Source organism: Nonomuraea sp. NPDC049637 (assembly GCF_040675235.1).
GTDB lineage: Bacteria > Actinomycetota > Actinomycetes > Streptosporangiales > Streptosporangiaceae > Nonomuraea.
Genome location: NZ_JBFAOM010000006.1, coordinates 209,514 through 226,069, shown reverse-complemented (window position 1 = coordinate 226,069; position 16,556 = coordinate 209,514). Strand labels below are relative to the sequence as shown.

General features: G+C 70.5%; 22 protein-coding genes. 9 read left to right on the top strand and 13 right to left on the bottom strand.

The window, feature by feature from the left end; all coding sequences use genetic code 11:
• Positions 1–73: 73 nt before the first annotated feature.
• Together cysS and AB0J71_RS11610 are read right to left on the bottom strand one after the other, a co-directional pair.
• Positions 74–1,465, bottom strand: a complete 1,392-nt coding sequence (gene cysS, locus AB0J71_RS11615) for a cysteine--tRNA ligase (RefSeq protein WP_364413915.1) — start codon at positions 1,463–1,465, stop codon at positions 74–76.
• Positions 1,466–1,508: 43 nt separating this feature from the next.
• The gene (locus AB0J71_RS11610; protein ID WP_364413913.1) at positions 1,509–1,895 is read right to left on the bottom strand and encodes a PPOX class F420-dependent oxidoreductase; all 387 of its coding nucleotides are present in this window, start codon (positions 1,893–1,895) and stop codon (positions 1,509–1,511) included.
• A 59-nt stretch (positions 1,896–1,954) separates the two neighbouring features.
• On the opposite strand from AB0J71_RS11610, the gene AB0J71_RS11605 reads away from it, so the two are divergent.
• Positions 1,955–2,986 carry a hypothetical protein gene (locus AB0J71_RS11605; RefSeq protein WP_364413911.1) on the top strand — a complete coding sequence of 344 codons (1,032 nt, stop codon included), beginning with the start codon at positions 1,955–1,957 and terminating at the stop codon, positions 2,984–2,986.
• A 103-nt stretch (positions 2,987–3,089) separates the two neighbouring features.
• Here the strand turns inward: AB0J71_RS11605 and AB0J71_RS11600 are convergent, their stop codons facing one another.
• The 4 genes from AB0J71_RS11600 to AB0J71_RS11585 all read right to left on the bottom strand — a co-directional run bounded on the left by AB0J71_RS11600 (position 3,090) and on the right by AB0J71_RS11585 (position 4,906).
• On the bottom strand, positions 3,090–3,359 hold the full coding sequence (locus tag AB0J71_RS11600; protein WP_352322341.1) for a GlsB/YeaQ/YmgE family stress response membrane protein: 270 nt from the start codon (positions 3,357–3,359) through the stop codon (positions 3,090–3,092).
• Positions 3,360–3,457: 98 nt separating this feature from the next.
• Positions 3,458–3,748 (bottom strand): GlsB/YeaQ/YmgE family stress response membrane protein, encoded by a 291-nt coding sequence (locus AB0J71_RS11595; RefSeq protein ID WP_352322343.1) that lies wholly within the window; start codon positions 3,746–3,748, stop codon positions 3,458–3,460.
• Positions 3,749–3,935: 187 nt separating this feature from the next.
• On the bottom strand, positions 3,936–4,406 hold the full coding sequence (gene ispF / locus AB0J71_RS11590) for a 2-C-methyl-D-erythritol 2,4-cyclodiphosphate synthase (protein ID WP_352322345.1): 471 nt from the start codon (positions 4,404–4,406) through the stop codon (positions 3,936–3,938).
• A gap of 17 nt (positions 4,407–4,423) precedes the next feature.
• Complete coding sequence (locus AB0J71_RS11585; RefSeq protein ID WP_043624891.1) at positions 4,424–4,906, bottom strand: CarD family transcriptional regulator; 483 nt, start codon at positions 4,904–4,906, stop codon at positions 4,424–4,426.
• 251 nt (positions 4,907–5,157) lie between these two features.
• Here AB0J71_RS11585 and AB0J71_RS11580 point away from each other — a divergent pair, with 251 nt between their 5' ends.
• On the top strand, positions 5,158–5,739 hold the full coding sequence (locus AB0J71_RS11580) for a copper chaperone PCu(A)C (protein WP_352322347.1): 582 nt from the start codon (positions 5,158–5,160) through the stop codon (positions 5,737–5,739).
• A 55-nt stretch (positions 5,740–5,794) separates the two neighbouring features.
• Here the strand turns inward: AB0J71_RS11580 and AB0J71_RS11575 are convergent, their stop codons facing one another.
• On the bottom strand, positions 5,795–6,487 hold the full coding sequence (locus tag AB0J71_RS11575) for a response regulator transcription factor (protein WP_352319693.1): 693 nt from the start codon (positions 6,485–6,487) through the stop codon (positions 5,795–5,797).
• Complete coding sequence (locus AB0J71_RS11570; protein WP_364413909.1) at positions 6,484–7,665, bottom strand: ATP-binding protein; 1,182 nt, start codon at positions 7,663–7,665, stop codon at positions 6,484–6,486. Before AB0J71_RS11570 ends, AB0J71_RS11575 begins: the two co-directional genes overlap by 4 nt.
• A 123-nt stretch (positions 7,666–7,788) precedes the next feature.
• Between AB0J71_RS11570 and phoU the strand changes: the two genes are divergently transcribed.
• Both phoU and AB0J71_RS11560 read left to right on the top strand, forming a co-directional pair.
• A complete protein-coding gene (gene phoU / locus AB0J71_RS11565; RefSeq protein WP_352319696.1) occupies positions 7,789–8,433 on the top strand; it encodes a phosphate signaling complex protein PhoU in 645 nt (214 codons plus the stop codon).
• Between the two features lie 226 nt (positions 8,434–8,659).
• Positions 8,660–9,397 (top strand): class I SAM-dependent methyltransferase, encoded by a 738-nt coding sequence (locus AB0J71_RS11560; protein WP_364413907.1) that lies wholly within the window; start codon positions 8,660–8,662, stop codon positions 9,395–9,397.
• Between the two features lie 25 nt (positions 9,398–9,422).
• Here AB0J71_RS11560 and AB0J71_RS11555 read toward each other — a convergent pair whose 3' ends face one another.
• The 4 genes from AB0J71_RS11555 to mshA form a co-directional block, all read right to left on the bottom strand.
• Entirely contained in the window at positions 9,423–9,629 is a 207-nt protein-coding gene (locus AB0J71_RS11555) for a hypothetical protein (RefSeq protein ID WP_352319699.1), read from the bottom strand.
• 252 nt (positions 9,630–9,881) lie between these two features.
• Complete coding sequence (locus AB0J71_RS11550; protein ID WP_352319700.1) at positions 9,882–10,625, bottom strand: phosphoglyceromutase; 744 nt, start codon at positions 10,623–10,625, stop codon at positions 9,882–9,884.
• 39 nt (positions 10,626–10,664) lie between these two features.
• On the bottom strand, positions 10,665–11,144 hold the full coding sequence (locus AB0J71_RS11545; RefSeq protein WP_352319702.1) for a YbjN domain-containing protein: 480 nt from the start codon (positions 11,142–11,144) through the stop codon (positions 10,665–10,667).
• Between the two features lie 42 nt (positions 11,145–11,186).
• The gene (mshA, locus tag AB0J71_RS11540) at positions 11,187–12,464 is read right to left on the bottom strand and encodes a D-inositol-3-phosphate glycosyltransferase (protein WP_364413905.1); all 1,278 of its coding nucleotides are present in this window, start codon (positions 12,462–12,464) and stop codon (positions 11,187–11,189) included.
• Positions 12,465–12,558: 94 nt separating this feature from the next.
• On the opposite strand from mshA, the gene AB0J71_RS11535 reads away from it, so the two are divergent.
• Both AB0J71_RS11535 and AB0J71_RS11530 read left to right on the top strand, forming a co-directional pair.
• A complete protein-coding gene (locus AB0J71_RS11535) occupies positions 12,559–13,305 on the top strand; it encodes an SDR family NAD(P)-dependent oxidoreductase (RefSeq protein WP_364413903.1) in 747 nt (248 codons plus the stop codon).
• 5 nt (positions 13,306–13,310) lie between these two features.
• Complete coding sequence (locus AB0J71_RS11530) at positions 13,311–14,102, top strand: class I SAM-dependent methyltransferase (protein WP_364413901.1); 792 nt, start codon at positions 13,311–13,313, stop codon at positions 14,100–14,102.
• A gap of 41 nt (positions 14,103–14,143) precedes the next feature.
• On the opposite strand, the gene AB0J71_RS11525 is transcribed toward AB0J71_RS11530, so the two are convergent.
• The gene (locus AB0J71_RS11525; protein WP_352319709.1) at positions 14,144–14,653 is read right to left on the bottom strand and encodes an O-acetyl-ADP-ribose deacetylase; all 510 of its coding nucleotides are present in this window, start codon (positions 14,651–14,653) and stop codon (positions 14,144–14,146) included.
• An 88-nt stretch (positions 14,654–14,741) separates the two neighbouring features.
• Here AB0J71_RS11525 and AB0J71_RS11520 point away from each other — a divergent pair, with 88 nt between their 5' ends.
• From AB0J71_RS11520 to AB0J71_RS11510, 3 genes are all read left to right on the top strand, one after another.
• Entirely contained in the window at positions 14,742–15,098 is a 357-nt protein-coding gene (locus AB0J71_RS11520; protein WP_352319711.1) for a BlaI/MecI/CopY family transcriptional regulator, read from the top strand.
• A complete protein-coding gene (locus tag AB0J71_RS11515) occupies positions 15,095–16,000 on the top strand; it encodes a M56 family metallopeptidase (RefSeq protein ID WP_352319713.1) in 906 nt (301 codons plus the stop codon). The genes AB0J71_RS11520 and AB0J71_RS11515 overlap by 4 nt, the downstream gene beginning before the upstream one ends.
• Positions 16,001–16,061: 61 nt before the next feature.
• On the top strand, positions 16,062–16,556 hold the full coding sequence (locus AB0J71_RS11510) for a helix-turn-helix domain-containing protein (protein ID WP_352319715.1): 495 nt from the start codon (positions 16,062–16,064) through the stop codon (positions 16,554–16,556).

Genomic DNA, 16,556 nt, shown 5'->3' with positions numbered 1-16,556 from the left:
GGACGCGGGGCGCCCGCCGTGGCCGACGACGGACGCGGAAGGCGCCCGCCATCAGTTCAGGAGCGGCGGAAGGTCAGCGGGAAAGCTCCCAGCGGGCGCCGTGCGGCGTGTCCTCGACCGTGATGCCCGCCGCGGCGAGCTGGTCGCGGATCGCGTCGGCCGCCGCGTAGTCCTTACGGGCGCGCGCGGCCTTGCGCTGCTCCAGGGCCACCGCCACGAGCGCGTCGACCACCGGCGACAGGTCGGAACCGCCCCCGCGCCACTGCGGCGAGCGAGGGTCGAGGCCGAGCACGTCGAGCATGTTCTGGGTCTCGGCGAGCAGCCGCGCGATGGCCTCCTTGTCGCCCCGGGACAGCGCCACGTTGCCCTCGCGCACCACCTCGTGCACCACGGCGAGCGCCTGCGGCGTGCCGAGGTCGTCGTCGAGCGCGTCGGCGAACGCCTGCGGAAGGGGCGCGTCGGCGTCGACGTCGTGGATCACCTCGGCGGCGCGGGTGACGAAGCCCTCGATGCGCTGGTAGGCCGCCGCCGCCTCCAGCAGCGCCTCCTCGGAGTACTCGATCGAGGAACGGTAGTGGGGCGCGGCCAGGTAGTAGCGCAGCTCCACCGGACGCACCTTCTGCACCATCTCGGGGATCAGCAGCGAGTTGCCGAGCGACTTGCTCATCTTCTCGGCGCCGATCTTGAGCATGCCGTTGTGCATCCAGTAGCGGGCGAAGCCGTCGCCGGCGGCCTGCGACTGGGCGATCTCGTTCTCGTGGTGGGGGAAGATCAGGTCGATGCCGCCGCCGTGGATGTCGAACGTCGGCCCTAGGTATTTGGTGGCCATCGCCGAGCACTCCAGGTGCCAGCCGGGACGCCCGAGCCCCCACGGCGTGGGCCAGGTCGGCTCGCCCGGCTTGGCGCCCTTCCACAGCGCGAAGTCGCGCGCGTCGCGCTTGAGCGACTCGTCGTCGGTGTCGGCCGCGGCCCGCATGTTCTCCAGCTTCTGGTTGGAGAGCTTGCCGTAGTGGTCGGCGTAGGACTGGACGCTGAAGTAGACGTCGCCGCCCGAGGCGTAGGCGTGGCCGCGCTCGATCAGCCGCTCCATCAGCGTGATCATCTCGGGCACGTGGCCGGTCGCCCGCGGCTCGACGGTGGGCGGCAGGCAGCCGAGCGTGTCGTAGGCCCAGGTGAAGGCCCGCTGGTTGCGCTCGGCGATCACGAACCAGGGCACGTCCTCCGCGGCCGACACCCTGATGATCTTGTCATCGATGTCGGTGACGTTGCGGCAGAACGTCACGTCGTAACCGGAACGCGTGAGCCAGCGCCTGAGCACGTCGAAGTTCACGCCTGAGCGGATGTGCCCGATGTGCGGAGGAGCCTGCACGGTCGCCCCACACAGGTAAATCGACGCCCGGCCGGCTTCGACCGGAACGAATTCACGGGTGGCGCGCGTGCTGGTGTCGTAGATGTGCAGGCTCACAAAGGCAAGGCTAACGCCTCGGAGGCTCTTGTAGGCCGATTACTTAGCCTCGCACCGTGACCTTGTCAGGACGGATCCGGATGATCAGGCGCTCGGTGCCCGGCTTGTCCTCCCAAGGCTCGCCTGTGTACTTCTGGGCCAGCTCCTGGATCAACGCGCCCCCGGGGTCCTCCTCGATCGTCACCCGGCCGCGCACCTCCACGTAGCGGTCGGGGCTCTTCGGGTCGATGACCAGCAAACTCGTCCGCGGGTCGCGCTCGAAGTTGCGCGGCTTCACCCGCCCCCGGACGGTCGAGAACAGGACGTCGTCGCCGTCCGTGCGCACCCACACCACGGTGGACTGCGGCCCGCCGTCGGGGTTGAGGCTGGTCACCGTCGCATGATTCGGGGCATCCAGGAGTTCGCGCGCTTCTTCCGGCAGCTCGGGCATGTGTCTCCCTCGATCGGTCGTGATCCCCATTCTTCTGTAGTCTCGAAGGCGCCATGGACGTGACTCCCCCCTCTACGCTCCGTCGCCTGGGCATCGCCCTGGCCGGGCTCGCGGTGGCCGCTCTGACCGGAGCCGCCTGCGCGCTGTCCTTCGACGATCTGCGCGCGCTGGCCGTCACCGGCGAGGCGCGGCAGGACCTCGCCTTCCTCTATCCGGCCGCCTTCGACGCGCTGCTCGTGGTCGCGCTGCTCGGCGTGCTGCTGCTGCGCCCAGCCCGGCCGCTGGTGCGGGCGCAGGCCGCCACCGTGCTGGTCCTGCTCATCGTGGCCGCCGCGGCGGCCGACGTGGCGACCGCGCTGCGGTTCACCTTCGACGCGCGCCAGGTGGCCGTGGGCGTGGCTCTGGCGCCCTGGGTCATGCTGGCCGTGGCCCTGTGGCTCTGGCTGCTGCTGATCAAGCACGTCCAGGCTCACCGGGCCGCGGCGCGCGAGGAGGAGGACGACGACGACTTCGTGCCCTTCCATCCGGGCCGCGCGGCCGACACGCCGCCGCCGCTGGTGACCGAGGCGCCCCCGCCCGTGCTGGAGTCCACGCCGCTGGTGGGGCCCACGGCCGCGCCGGAGACGCCCCCGGTCCCGACGCAGGTGTCCGAGTGGCAGGCCGTCCCGCAGGAGCCGGAACCCGAGCCCGTACGAGCCCCTGAGCCCGAACCGGAACCGGAGCCCGAACCGGAACCCCAGCACGAGCCGCAGCCCGAGCCCGAGCCCGAGCACAAGCCGGAGCCGGAACCTGAACCGGAGCCCGCGCCCGAGCCGTTGAGGCGGCCGGTCCGGTGGGGCGACCGGGTCAAGCCGACCGACGTCCTGGTCCACCCCCGATCCGACACCCGGGCCACCGACACCCGCGACGTCGACACCCAGCCCGTCCCCGTCATCGAGGACGACCGCCGAAGCCGCCCCGCCACCGACGAGCCTCGAACGCCCCAGAGCGACTCTGAGGACACCGCGCCACACCCGGTGATCCACGAGGACACCCAGGCCCCGTCCGGCCGCCTGCGCAGCACTCCGCGCCCGCCGGACCCCGAGGAATAGCGGCCACAACCCCCAGGAAACGCAAAAAAACGAGAGGCCCGTCCGGGATGACCCCGGACGGGCCGTTTCGTGTGCGTCTATCTCGTCTACACCCCTGGCGCCGCTAGACCCTGGAGCCGCGGCGTAGGCCCGCGACCAGGCCGACACCGACGATCGCCAGGACGACCTGCATCACGAGCTCGATCCAGTCGATGCCGGGGGTCGTCTCGACGCCGAGCACCTGGGCGATGAGGGTGCCCAGCAGGGCGGCGACGATGCCGACGACGATGGTGAGGATCCACCCGATGGCCTGCCTGCCGGGCAGCAGCAGGCGACCGATTGCGCCAATGACGGCGCCAATCACGATGGCGCCAAGGATGGACTGAATGGTCATGACACGAAACCTCCCCGTGAGAGTGAGCCGTTCACTCTCACGGGGAGCTTCGCTACCCGATCGCCGACGATTATGCGCCGGCTTTACGAACGAGCAGGTCAGGTCGTGGTTCGACCGGTGCGGCCACCGCGTCCGCCCCAGCCCATCCGCGTCACGAGGAGCACGCCGACCACAGCCAGGACGAGCTGGAGTATGTGTTCGAGCCAGTCGATGCCCTTGGTGTCGGCCCAGCCGAACGCCTGTGCGATCAGGGTGCCGATCAGGGCGGCCACGATGCCCACGATGAGCGTCAGGCCAATGGACATGTTCTGCCTGCCAGGCACTATCAGCCGGGCCAGCGCACCGACGATGGCGCCGATGACTACTGCGGAAACGATCGCGCCGATCATGTGTAGCTCCCCCCGAGACGTTCACATGTCTTAGATGGGGACATACCCGACACCTGGGGAAACTACCCACTGAGGAAGGCGGCGGTCCGTACCGCGCCAGTGACGAACCGCCGCCCCCACAGTTGGCGGGTTCGGCGACGACCCGCCGGGACACCCTCACGCATCCCACACATAAGACGCTGAATGCCTAGGAAAGGTTGACCACGAGGGCCGTGGCGATCGCGGCGATCCCCTCGCCGCGCCCGGTGAGCCCGAGCCCGTCGGTGGTGGTGGCCGAGACGCTCACCGGCGCCCCCACGGCGCCGCCGAGCGCCAGCTCGGCCTCGGCACGCCGAGGAGCCATCTTGGGACGGTTGCCGATCACCTGGACGGCCACGTTGCCGATCTCGAAGCCCGCCGCGCGCACCTGGCGGGCGGTCTCAACCAGCAGGGTGACCCCGGAAGCACCGGCCCAGCGGGGATCGGACGTGCCGAACAGCCCGCCCAGGTCGCCCAGGCCGGCCGCGGACAGCAGCGCGTCGCAGGCGGCATGCGCGGCGACGTCGCCGTCGGAGTGGCCGTCGAGCCCGAGCTCCGCTGGCCAGCGAAGGCCGGCGAGGCTGAGCTCACGCCCCGAGTCCACCGAAGCGAACGGGTGGACGTCGACTCCGACGCCCACCCGTGGAAGATTCGTGTTCAGGAGTTGAGAACCTCGTCGAGCAGGGCCTCAGCCTTGTCCTCATTGGTCTTCTCGGCGAGCGCGAGCTCGCTGACGAGGATCTGACGAGCCTTCGCGAGCATGCGCTTCTCGCCCGCTGACAGGCCGCGCTCGCGGTCGCGACGCCACAGGTCGCGAACCACCTCCGCAACCTTGTTCACATCGCCGGAGGCGAGCTTCTCCAGATTGGCCTTGTAACGGCGCGACCAGTTGGTCGGCTCTTCCGTGTGCGGCATCCGAAGAACATCGAAAACCCGCTCAAGGCCTTCCTGGCCGACGACGTCGCGCACACCGACGAGTTCCGCGTTTTCTGCTGGCACCTGGACGGTAAGGTCGCCCTTGTCGACCTTGAGCACCAGGTAGGTCTTTTCCTCACCCTTGATGGATCGCTTCGTGATTGCTTCGATCCGAGCAGCCCCATGGTGGGGGTAGACGACAGTGTCGCCGACCTGGAAAGTCATGTGACAAGTACCCCTTCCGCTGTACTCCAGGGTACCACGCATCCACAGGCTCCCGGAACAGTGAAATCCTCATAACTGCAGGTCAAAGCCGCATATTGGGGCTTGACAAGTCCTCGACCGTATGAATCGCATTTCCGGACATAGCGAATGACCTGCGGGGGTGCGGATATGACCATGGATTCAGGTGGATATGGTAGGCGCTGCCCAACACCCCATGCGCCATACCGCGCAAGAGCAAGGAGAACCCGCACGTGACCAGCCGTCGCTGGATTGTCGTAGCCGCCGCGTTCTTGGCAGCCCCCGTGCTCGCGGGCTGCGGGGCAGGATTCGACGCCAACACCAACAAGCCGTACGCCCCGAACGAGGCGGTCGCACTCATCGACCAGGGTGCTTATGGCACGCGCGGCATTCACATCCCGCAGGCGTTCATCCTCGGCCCCGACTCCGGCGCCCAGCTCCCGTGGCGCGGTTCAGCCCCGATCTACCTGAACATCCTCAACACCGCGGGCGCCGCCGACACGCTCCAGGCCGTCTCCGCGGGCTCGGTCGGGTCCGTGAAGGTCGCCACGCCGATCCAGCTTCCCCCCAACCAGCTCGTCAACACCGGCAAGCCGCAGCCCCAGCTGATGCTGGAGAGCATCTCCACGAGCCTCAGGGGCGGCGAGAGCGTGCGTCTGGACCTCCAGTTCGCCAACGCCGGGACAGTGACCCTGAACGTCCCTGTGGTCACGCGCAGCCGTGAGTTCAAGGACTACCCGGCCGCCCCCAACGCCACCCCGGTCGCGACGCCCTCGGCGTCGCCCACGCCGACGGCCACCGAAGAGGCCCACTGACGGCATGAGAGAACCCTTGTTCTGGTACGAACCCACGTACCAGAACAAGGGTCGTTCACTCCTCGACGGCGTCGAACTTGTAGCCCAGGCCGCGCACGGTGAGGATGCAGCGCGGGTTGGACGGGTCCGCCTCGATCTTGGCCCGCAGGCGCTTGACGTGGACGTCGAGCGTCTTGGTGTCGCCCACGTAGTCGGCGCCCCAGACGCGGTCGATGAGCTGGCCGCGGGTGAGCACCCGGCCGGCGTTGCGCAGCAGCACCTCCAGCAGCTCGAACTCCTTCAGCGGCAGCTGCACCTGCGCGCCGCGCACCGCGACGACGTGGCGGTCGACGTCCATGCGCACCGGGCCGACGGCCAGGACGGCCGTCTCCAGCTCCTCCACCACGTCGCCCTGACGGCGCAGCACCGCGCGGATGCGGGCCACCAGCTCCCGCGAGGAGAACGGCTTGGTCACGTAGTCGTCGGCGCCCAGCTCCAGGCCCACGACCTTGTCGATCTCGCTGTCCTTGGCGGTCAGCATGATGACCGGCACCTTCGAGCGCTGCCGCAGCGAGCGGCACACCTCGGTGCCCGGCAGGCCGGGCAGCATCAGGTCGAGCAGCACGAGGTCCGCGCCGTTGCGGTCGAACGTGTCGAGCGCCTCGGGCCCGGTCGCCGCGACCGACACCTCGAAGCCCTCCTTGCGCAGCATGTAGGACAAGGCGTCGGAGAAGGACTCCTCATCCTCAACCACTAGAACTCTGGTCATTTTGCGGTCTCCAGGGGAATCGAGGGTGGTACTGCCACCGCCGTGCCGCCGAAGGCGGGCAGACGGAGGGTGAAGGTGGAGCCGGAGCCTTCCTTGCTCCAGACGGACACCTCGCCCGCGTGGGCCGCGGCGACGTGCTTGACGATGGCCAGCCCGAGCCCGGTGCCGCCGGTCGCCCGCGACCTGGCTGCGTCGACGCGGAAGAAGCGCTCGAAGATGCGCTCCAGAGACTCCTCGGGGATGCCGATGCCCTGGTCGCTGACGCTGATCTCGACGGAGTCGCCGGCCGGGCGGACGCTGACCACGACCCGCGTGTGCTCGGGGCTGTAGGCGACGGCGTTGTCGATGAGGTTGCGCAGGGCGGTGACGAGCAGCTCGTCGTCGCCCCAGATGCGCAGGCCCTCGGTGCCGCCGGTGACCAGCGTGATGTCCTTGGCCACCGCCTTGGTGTTGCAGTGGTCGATGGCGTCGTGGACGGCCTCGTCGATGGCGACCTGGCCCGGCGTGGGGATGGGCTCGGCGCCCTGGATCCTGCTCAGCGTGATCAGGTCCTGGACCAGGTAGGTGAGCCGGGCGGCCTCGTGCTGCATGCGCCCGGCGAAGCGGGTGACCGCCTCGGGGTCGTCGGCGGCGTCCTGGATGGTCTCGGCCAGCAGGCTCAGCGCGCCCACGGGGGTCTTCAGCTCGTGGCTGACGTTGGCGACGAAGTCGCGGCGCACGGCCTCCACCCTGCGCCGCTCGGTCTGGTCCTCGGCCAGCACCAGCACCTGGCCGTAGGAGCCGAGGGGGGCGACGCGGACGGCGAAGTTCGTCGTCTCCTGACCGAACTTGTGGCCGGCGACGTCGATCTCGCTCTCGCGGATCTCGCCGTCGCGGCGTACCTGTCTTGCCAGTGCGAGCAGCTCCGCGGCCATCAGCCTGTCGCCCTTGACCAGCCCGAACGCGCGCGCGGCCGAGCTGGCGCGCAGCACGCGGTCGTGCGCGTCGAGCACGACGGCGGACGAGGGGAGCACGGCGAGCACGGAGGCCACGCCCTGCGGCAGCGCCGCTCCGGTCTCGACGCCGTCGGCTGATTCGGTCCTCTTCGGAGCCTCGATCTGGTTCCGGTAGAACAGGACCGCCAGGGCTCCCACGACGAACCCGGCCAGGGCCGCGAAGCTCATGGCCATCTCACTCATGCCTCCGATGGTAGGTGGCGAAGTCCAAGGGACAGACCTCTCACCTGCGGATGAACAGCCCTTTCCTGGAAAGTTCATCTCGCAGTAGAGGTTCGTTCATCGAGTGGCACGTACGGTGACGACATGCGCGACGCGTACCATGAAGAACTTGATCTCCTGACGGGCAAGCTGGTCGAGATGACGAGGCTGGTCCGCTCGGCCATCTCCCGTGCCACCACGGCCCTCCTCGACGCCGACCTCCAGCTCGCCGAGAGCGTCATCTCCCGTGACCAGGAGGTGAACGCCCTCTTCGCCGACATCGAGTCGTCGATCTTCGAGCTGATGGCCAGGCAGCAGCCGGTCGCGGTGGACCTGCGGATGGTCATCACTGCGCTGCGCATGGGCACCGACCTCGAACGTATGGGCGACCTGGCCGTCCATGTGGCCAAGGTGGCCCGGCTGCGGCACCCCGACTCGGCGATTCCGCCCGAGACTCGCTCGACCATCGTGGAAATGGGGCAGATCGCCGAGAACCTGGTCACCAAGGCCGGGAGCTGCGTGGCCTCCAGGGATGTGGAGTCGGCCCTCGAGCTGGAGGAGGACGACGACGCGATGGACCGGCTGCACCGCCGGCTGTTCCGCAACATCCTGGCCAAGGACTGGCAGCACGGCGTGGAGCCGGCGATCGACATCACGCTGATCGGCCGGTACTACGAGCGGTACGCCGACCACGCGGTACGGGTGGCGAGGGACGTCGTCTACCTGGTCACCGGCTCCCGTCCCAGCTGACGGCCTCCCCGGGAGGCAGGCTCTTCATCCGGACGCAGCGGGCGGCACCTGTCGGGGGGCCGCCCGCTTCGCACGTCCCCCGGCATGGGGGCCAGACAATCCGGCATGGGGGCAAGACAATCCGGCGGGACGAACAGCGGCGAACAGCGACAGACGCCTGCCAAGCGCCCTGTCTCCTGGCCAAAAGCGGATGCGGCGACGTCTCCGCATGTGGCAGGCTCCGCCGGTGAATCGTGAACAGATCTCCCGACTCGCCCACGCTGACCATCCGATCGCGGCTCCGCTCGACGACGACTCGGTGCGCCGCCTTCTCGACCGCGCCCTCCCCCAGGGCGACTCGCGCGTGCTCGACCTCGGCTGCGGCGGCGGGGAGTGGCTGCTGCGCGCGCTGGGCACGCACCCCAAGCTGCAGGCGGAGGGCGTGGACATCGCCGAGGGCTCGCTGGCGCACGCCCGCGACAGCGCGGAGGCGCTCGGCGTCCACGACCGGCTCGTCCTCCATCGTGCGGACGCCGCCGAGTTCACCTCACCGCACGCGTTCGACCTGGTGATCAGCGTCGGGGCGACGCACGCGTTCGGCGGCCTGCTCCCCACGCTCGCGGCGGCGCGCGAGCACCTGGCTCCCGGCGGACGCGTCCTGGTGGGAGACGGTTTCTGGGCCCAGGAGCCGTCCGCCGAGGCGGTGGAGATGCTGGGCGAGCTCACCGGCCTGCCGGCCCTGATGGACCGGGTCACCGCCGACGGCTGGACGCCGGTGCACGGCCACATCAGCAGGCGTCAGGAGCTCGACGACTACGAATGGGCCTGGACGGGCTCGCTGGCGTCCTGGGCTCTGGACAACCCCGACCATCCGGACAGGTGCGAGGCCCTCACGACGGCCGACACCCACCGCGCCGAATGGCTGCGCGTCTACCGGGACGTCTTCGGGTTCGTCACCCTCGTCCTGCGCCCGACGTCCGACTGACGGGCCGTGCTCAGGCCCGGTCACGTCAGGAGGCCGCCTGCCGGCTCCTGCACACGTGCCGCCGTGCCAGCTCGGCCCAGACCGCGGCGGCACGGGCGTACGGGCCCCTGGCGGTCTCCTCGTGGTCCCCTCGCTCGGTGACCCGCCGCACGAAGAACTGCGCGGCCTCGAAGCACAGGACGTACTCCTCGCAACAGGACGCTTCGACCACGCGTACGAGCCCGCGCGACACGCAGGGCTCCCACGTCGGCACGTCAGACCGTCCCGCCCGGAACGCGGGCTTCCCCGGCGGACGGAAGGGGGCAGGAGCGCTCAGCTCTGGCAGAGGTGCTCACATCCCCGAAAGCATAGGCACCTCGCCCCAGAACGGCGCACACATTTCAGTGTCCGGCATCAGTGCCATACCTTTCCCACCGCCGCCCCCGGCTCACGCCGGGGCGCGCGAGGGACGGGAGCCCCTCGCGCGCCCGACGGGCTGCAGGGGTCAGCGGCCCTGGTTGGCCACCGCTTCGATGGCGGCCTTGGCGGCCTCCGGGTCGAGGTAGCGCCCGCCCCGCACCTGCGGCTTGAAGTCGGCGTCCAGCTCATAGGCCAGCGGGATCCCCGTGGGGATGTTGAGCCCGGCGATGTCGTCGTCGCTGATGCCGTCGAGGTGCTTGACCAGGGCCCTCAGCGAGTTGCCGTGCGCGGTCACCAGGACCGTGCGCCCGGCGGCCAGGTCGGGGACGATCTCGTCGTACCAGTACGGGAGCATGCGGTCGACGACGTCCTTCAGGCACTCCGTGCGCGGCATGAGCTCCGGCGGCAGGAGGGCGTAACGGGGGTCGCCGGCCTGGGAGTACTCGTCGTCGTCGGCGATGGGCGGCGGCGGCACGTCGTACGAGCGGCGCCAGAGCATGAACTGCTCGTCGCCGAACTCCTCACGCGTCTGGGCCTTGTTCTTGCCCTGCAGGGCCCCGTAGTGGCGTTCGTTCAGCCGCCAGCTGCGCTTGACCGGGAGCCAGAGCAGGTCGGCCTCGCCCAGGGCGAGCTGGGCCGTCTGGATGGCCCTGGTCAGGAGGCTGGTGTGCAGGACGTCGGGCCGCAGACCGGCCTCCTGCAGGAGCCGCCCGCCGCGCCGGGCCTCGTCCTCGCCCTTGGCCGACAGGCTGACGTCCACCCAACCGGTGAACAGGCCCTTCGCGTTCCAGTCGCTCTCACCGTGCCGTAGCAGCACCAAAGTCGCCATGCGGCCAATCCTATGGCCGCCGCCCGCGGCGCCGTCAGGTCACTGCCCGGGGTCGGCGAAGCGGGCGAAAGCCTGCAGGTTGGCCAGGGATTCGCCGCGTTTGGCACGCCATTCCCACTCCCGCCTGATGGAGGAGGCGAAGCCAAGCTCCAGCGCCCGGTCGAACCAGTCGTCGGCGTACGTCAGCACGCAGCCGAGCAGCCGGTCGACCTCCTCCTCGCTGACGGCGGCCAGCGGCACCCGGCCGACGAGGTAGACGTCGCCGACGGGGTCGAGGGAGAAGTGCACGCCGTACATGGCGCCGTTCTTGCCGAGGAGCCAGCGGTAGAACTCCTCGTGGTTCTCGTCCGGCCGGCGGCAGAAGAACGCCTCGACGTGCAGCACCCGCTCGCCGACGATCAGCCAGGTCATCGTGGCGAGCTTGTGCTGTCCGGGCAGCCTGACCAGGAACGCCCCGGGCCGCGGCTCGTCGTAGGTGACGTCCGCGGCCTTGAGCGCGGCTTCGACGACATCGCGCATGGGATACAGCTTAGGAGCGCGCGACGCCGGGCCGGCAAGCCGCTAGAAGTTGAGCGCCACAGGCACCTTGTGCAGATTCGAGACGGCGCCCGCGTACACCTCCATGAGCCGGCCCGCCGTCGCCTGCCAGCCGAATGCGGCCGCGTGCGTACGCGCCCCCCGCGACAACTGCTCACGCCATTCCGGCAGGGTGACCAGGCGGTGCAGGACGCGGGCCCATTCGTCGGGGTCGTGCCCGTCCACCAGCACGCCGGAGACCCCGTCGTCGACGGCGGTGCGCAGCCCGCCCACGGCGGCCGCGGCGACCGGCGTCCCGCAGGCCTGCGACTCCAGGGCCACGAGCCCGAACGACTCGCTGTAGGACGGCACGACGGTCACGTCCGCCGCCCGGTACCAGTCGGCCAGTTCCTCCTGCGGGGCCGGTGGCACGAGCCGGACGACGTCCGAGATGCCCAGCTCACCGGCCAGTTCGGTGAGGATGGACGGCCGGGCCAGCCCGTTGCCCGACGGCCCGCCGACGCAGGCGACGACCAGCCGGCCGCGCAGCGAGGGGTCGTCGATGAGCATGCGCGAGGCCGCGCGCAGCAGCACGTCGGGGGCCTTGAGCGGCTGGATGCGGCCCACGAACAGCAGCACGCGGGCGTCCTGCGGCAGGCCGAGCCGCTGCCGGGCGGCGCCCTGCGAGGCGGGCTGGAAGACGGTGAGGTTGACGCCGGGGTTCACGACGGCCACGCGCTGCCGGGCGGCGCCGTACAGGTCGATGAGCTCGCGGGCCTCGTCGGCGGTGTTGGCCACGAGGCGGTCGGCGATCTCCACGACCTGTTCCTCGCCCACCACGCGGGCCTGCGGCTCCGGCTTGTCGTCCTGGGCGAGCAGCAGGTTCTTGACCTTGGCCATGGTGTGCATGGTGTGCACGAGCGGCACGCCCCAGCGCTCCTTGGCCAGCCAGCCGACCTGCCCGGACAGCCAGTAATGGGAGTGGATGACGTCGTAGTGGCCCGGTTCGTACATGGCCTCGGTGCGCAGCACCTCCGACAGGAAGGCGCACAGCTGCCCGGGCAGGTCCGCGCGGTCCATCTCCTCGTACGGCCCGGCCGTCAGGTGACGTACCAGGACGCCTGGGGCGAGTTCGGCCACGGGCGGCTGGTCGCGGGCGGTGGCCCTGGTGAAGATCTCCACCTCCACGCCGAGTTGCGCCAGTCTCCTGGCCGACTCGACGATGTACACGTTCATCCCACCGGCGTCGCCCGTGCCGGGCTGGTCCAATGGCGATGTGTGCATGCTGATGGTCGCGACCCGGCTGACCCGTCGTCGCCTCACTCGACATCACCTCCAAGCGGAATACAACTATCCGAATTTTTTCGACATTCCCTGCCGCGGTTCGCACCGCGTCCGCCCTGGCAGGATGAGGGGCATGCAGAGAACGGCAGTGGTGACCGGCGCGAGCGGCGGCATCGGCGAGGCGACCGCGCGGCGGCTCGCCGCTGAAGGTTATGTGGTGGTGGCGGGCGCGCGGCGCCGCGACCGGCTGGACAAGCTGGCCGCGGAGGTGCCCTCGATCAGGCCGGTGACGCTCGACGTGACCTCTCAGGAGTCGGTTGACGCGCTGGTGGGCTCGCTCGACCGCTGCGACGTGCTGGTCAACAACGCCGGTGGCGCGCTCGGCATGGAATCGGTCACGGACGCCCTTCTGGACGACTGGCAGCAGATGTACGACACGAACGTACTCGGCTCCCTACGCATGACCCAGGCGCTGATCCCCAAACTCGTGGAGTCGGGCGACGGCGTGCTGGTGATGCTGACCTCGACCGCCGCCCTGGTCTCGTACGAGGGCGGCGGCGGCTACTGCGCGGCCAAGCACGCCCAGTCCGCGATGGCCGAGACCCTCCGCCTGGAGCTGGTCGGGCAGCCGGTCCGGGTGGTCGAGATCGCGCCGGGCATGGTCAGGAGCGAGGGCTTCGCGGTCACCCGCTTCCGCGGCGACGAGGCCGCCGCCGCCCGCGTGTACGAGGGCGTCCCCGACCCGCTGACCTCCGACGACGTGGCCGACGCCATCGCCTGGTGCGTGACGCGCCCGTCGCACGTCAACATCGACCGCCTGGTGATCAGGCCGCGCGCCCAGGCCGCCCAGCACAAGGTGCACCGCGTCAGCGGCGGCTGAGCCGGATGGCCAGACCGGTCGGCGCGATCACCCGCGGCACGACGTGGCACAACCGGCTGCGCCGGGTCGACCGCTGGACGGCCGCCGTGCACGGCCCGGCCCTGCGCGCCGCCGTCCGCCCGCTCGTCGTCGACCTCGGCTACGGCGCCTCGCACACGACCACGCTCGAGCTGTTCACCCGGCTGCGCGCGGTCGCGCCCGACGTCGAGGTGGTCGGCATCGAGATCGACCCGGCCAGGGTGGCCCTGGCCAAGCCGTACGAGCGGGAGGGGCTGAGCTTCGTGCTCGGCGGCTTCGAGCTGCCCGTCCCGCGCCCGCCGACGCTGGTCCGCGCCTTCAACGTGCTGCGCCAGTACGGCGAGGCGGAGGCGTGGCACTACTGGGACGTGCTGTGCGGCAAGCTGGCCCCCGGCGGCGTGCTGGTCGAGGGCACCTGTTCCGAGACCGGGCGGCGGGCGGTCTGGGTGGGCCTGTCCCCCGACGGCCCGCGCACGCTGACGTTCTCCGCCCGGTTCGACGCCTTCGAACGGCCTTCCGACCTGGCCGACCGGCTGCCGAAGACCCTCATCCACCGGAACGTCCCGGGTGAGCGCATCCATGCGTTCCTGCGCGACTTCGACCACGCGTGGGCGGTCAGCGCCCCTTACGGGGTGCACGGGCTGCGGCAGCGCTGGCTGGCGTCCGTGCGGCTGCTGGCCGGGCGGTGGCCGGTGGCGGTGCGCCCGCCGCTCGGCGGCCCAGCCCGATGGCGGCTCGGCGAGCTGACGCTGCCCTGGTCGGCGGTGGACCCGCGCTGACGGGATCCGGGCTGACGGGATCCCGGCTGACGGGATCCGGGCTATCGGGAGACCTGGGCGAGGAACACCTCGTAGGCGGCGGTGTCGAAGAGCACGAACCTGACCTCCTCGACCGACGTCACGGCCGCGCGCACGGCGGCGACGGCGATGCGGGCGGCGTCGTCGAGCGGCCAGCCGTAGACGCCCGTGGAGATCGCGGGGAAGGCCACCGTCCGCGCGCCGAGCTCGTCCGCCACCCGCAGCGACTCCCGGTGGCAGGAGGCCAGCAGCTCGGAGCGGTCCTGCGACCTGGAGTAGACGGGCCCCACGGTGTGGATCACCCAGCGGGCCGGCAGCAGCCCGGCGGTGGTGGCGACGGCCTGTCCGGTCGGCAGGCCCTTGCCGTAGTGCCCGGCGCGCAGCCGTCTGCACTCCTCCAGGATCTCCGGCCCGCCGCGGCGGTGGATGGCGCCGTCGACGCCCCCGCCGCCGAGCAGCGAGGAGTTGGCCGCGTTCACGATCGCGTCGGCCCGCTGCTCGGTGATGTCGCCCTGCACCAACGTGACATTCATCTCACCGAGCCTGCCAGGCGGGCTTCCGCGCCGCCACTTGCCGCTCCCGGATGCCAGCTCGACGCTTTGTAGAGCTACCCTGAAGGACGTGAAGGGTCTTGGCGAGCTTGAGCGCAGCATCATGGACATCCTCTGGGCGGAGCACAACCCGCTGACCGCCCGCGAGGTCGGCAGGCTCATTGCCGATCGCGACCTCGCCCCCACGACGGTGATGACCGTACTCGACCGCCTCACGCGCAAGGGCTTCCTGGAGCGCACCAGGGACGGCCGCGCGTGGCGTTACGAACCGGCCGCGAGCCGTGACGCCTACATCGCCGAGCTTATGCTTGAGGCGTTGGACCTGACGGGCGACCGATCGGCCGCCCTGACCCGCTTCGCCCAGGCCGTGTCGGGCCCGGAGGCGGAGATCCTGCGGAGAGCCCTCACGGAGCTGGAGGAAGAGTGATCACGGCAGCGGTGCTAGCGGCGCTCGCCACGGCGTGCGCGCTCGGCTCCTGGCGTTTCACGACGGCCCGGTGGACCTCCCGTGCCCCGAGGCTCGCCATCATCGTCTGGCAGTCCCTGGGCGTGGCCTGGGGCCTGGCCACCACCGGCGCCATGCTGGCCTACGCGGTCCAGCCCTACAACGTGGGCGTGCTGCCCGGGCTGATCGCCTTCGCCCGCGGCAGGACGCCGGTCGAGGCGTGGGACCCGCTGCACGTCCTGGCCATGATCGCCGGTCTCACGTCGCTGGCGGTGCTGGTCGTGGTGCTGCTGACGGCCGGCGTGCAGGCGTTGCGCGCGCGGCGGCGGCATCGCGTGCTGCTCGCGCTCATCTCCCGCGACGATCCGGGCGTGCCGGGGGTGCGGGTGCTCGACCATCCCAGCGCGGCGGCGTACTGCGTGCCGGGGTTGCGCTCGCAGGTCGTGGTCAGCGCGGGCGCGCTCGAGCTGCTGTCGCAGGACGAGATGGCGGCCGTGCTGGCGCACGAGGCCGCTCACGTGCGCGAGCGGCACGACCTGGTGCTGCTGCCGTTCGCCGCGCTGCGCCGGGCGCTGCCCTGGTCGAAGGTGGTGGCCGACGCGCAGGCGCAGGTGGAGCTGCTGATCGAGATGGCCGCCGACGACCGCGCCCGCCGCTACTGCTCGCCCCGCAGGCTGGCGACGGCGCTGCTGCGGTTCGGTACGGCCGGCGCCATGCCGACCCCGCAGGGCATGCTCGGCGTGCACGCGCACAACGTCATGGCCAGGGTGGACCGCCTGATCAAGCCAGGGCCGGAATTGTCAGCATTTGTCCGGTACGGCTACCTCGCCCTCTCTGTGAGCTTGCTCACCACCACCCCCTTCCTGTGGGTCTACCAGCTCTAACCGCTTGCAGGTGTTAGCCGTTCCGTTTGCAATTGCAAGCACGGGACGGCAGACTGTGGGTATGGCACTACCGAAGGTCGGCTCGATCGGCGAATACATCCGCGAGCAACGGCAACAGGCGAAGATCTCGCTGCGCCAGCTCGCGCAGGCGGCAGGGGTCTCCAACCCCTACCTGAGCCAGATCGAGCGCGGGCTGCGCAAGCCGAGCGCGGAGATTCTCAACCAGATCGCCAAGGGTCTGCGCATCTCCTCGCAGGCGCTCTACGTGCAGGCCGGCCTCATCGAGGACCGGGAGCCGCCGAGCGACGTGATCACCGCGGTCAACGCCGACACGCTGCTCACCGAGCGGCAGCGCCAGGTGCTGATCGACATCTACGAATCGTTCCGCAAGGAGAACCGCACCGAGGGCGAGCAGACCTCCCAGAACGCCCGCCCTCAGCACGACTCCACCGCGGACGACGAGCCATCGCTGCCCGAGGAGTATCTCGCCGCGCTTGAGCCCTACGCGGCCTCCCCCGGCAACGGGACCGTCACCCAGGAAACCAAGGAAGGTTAA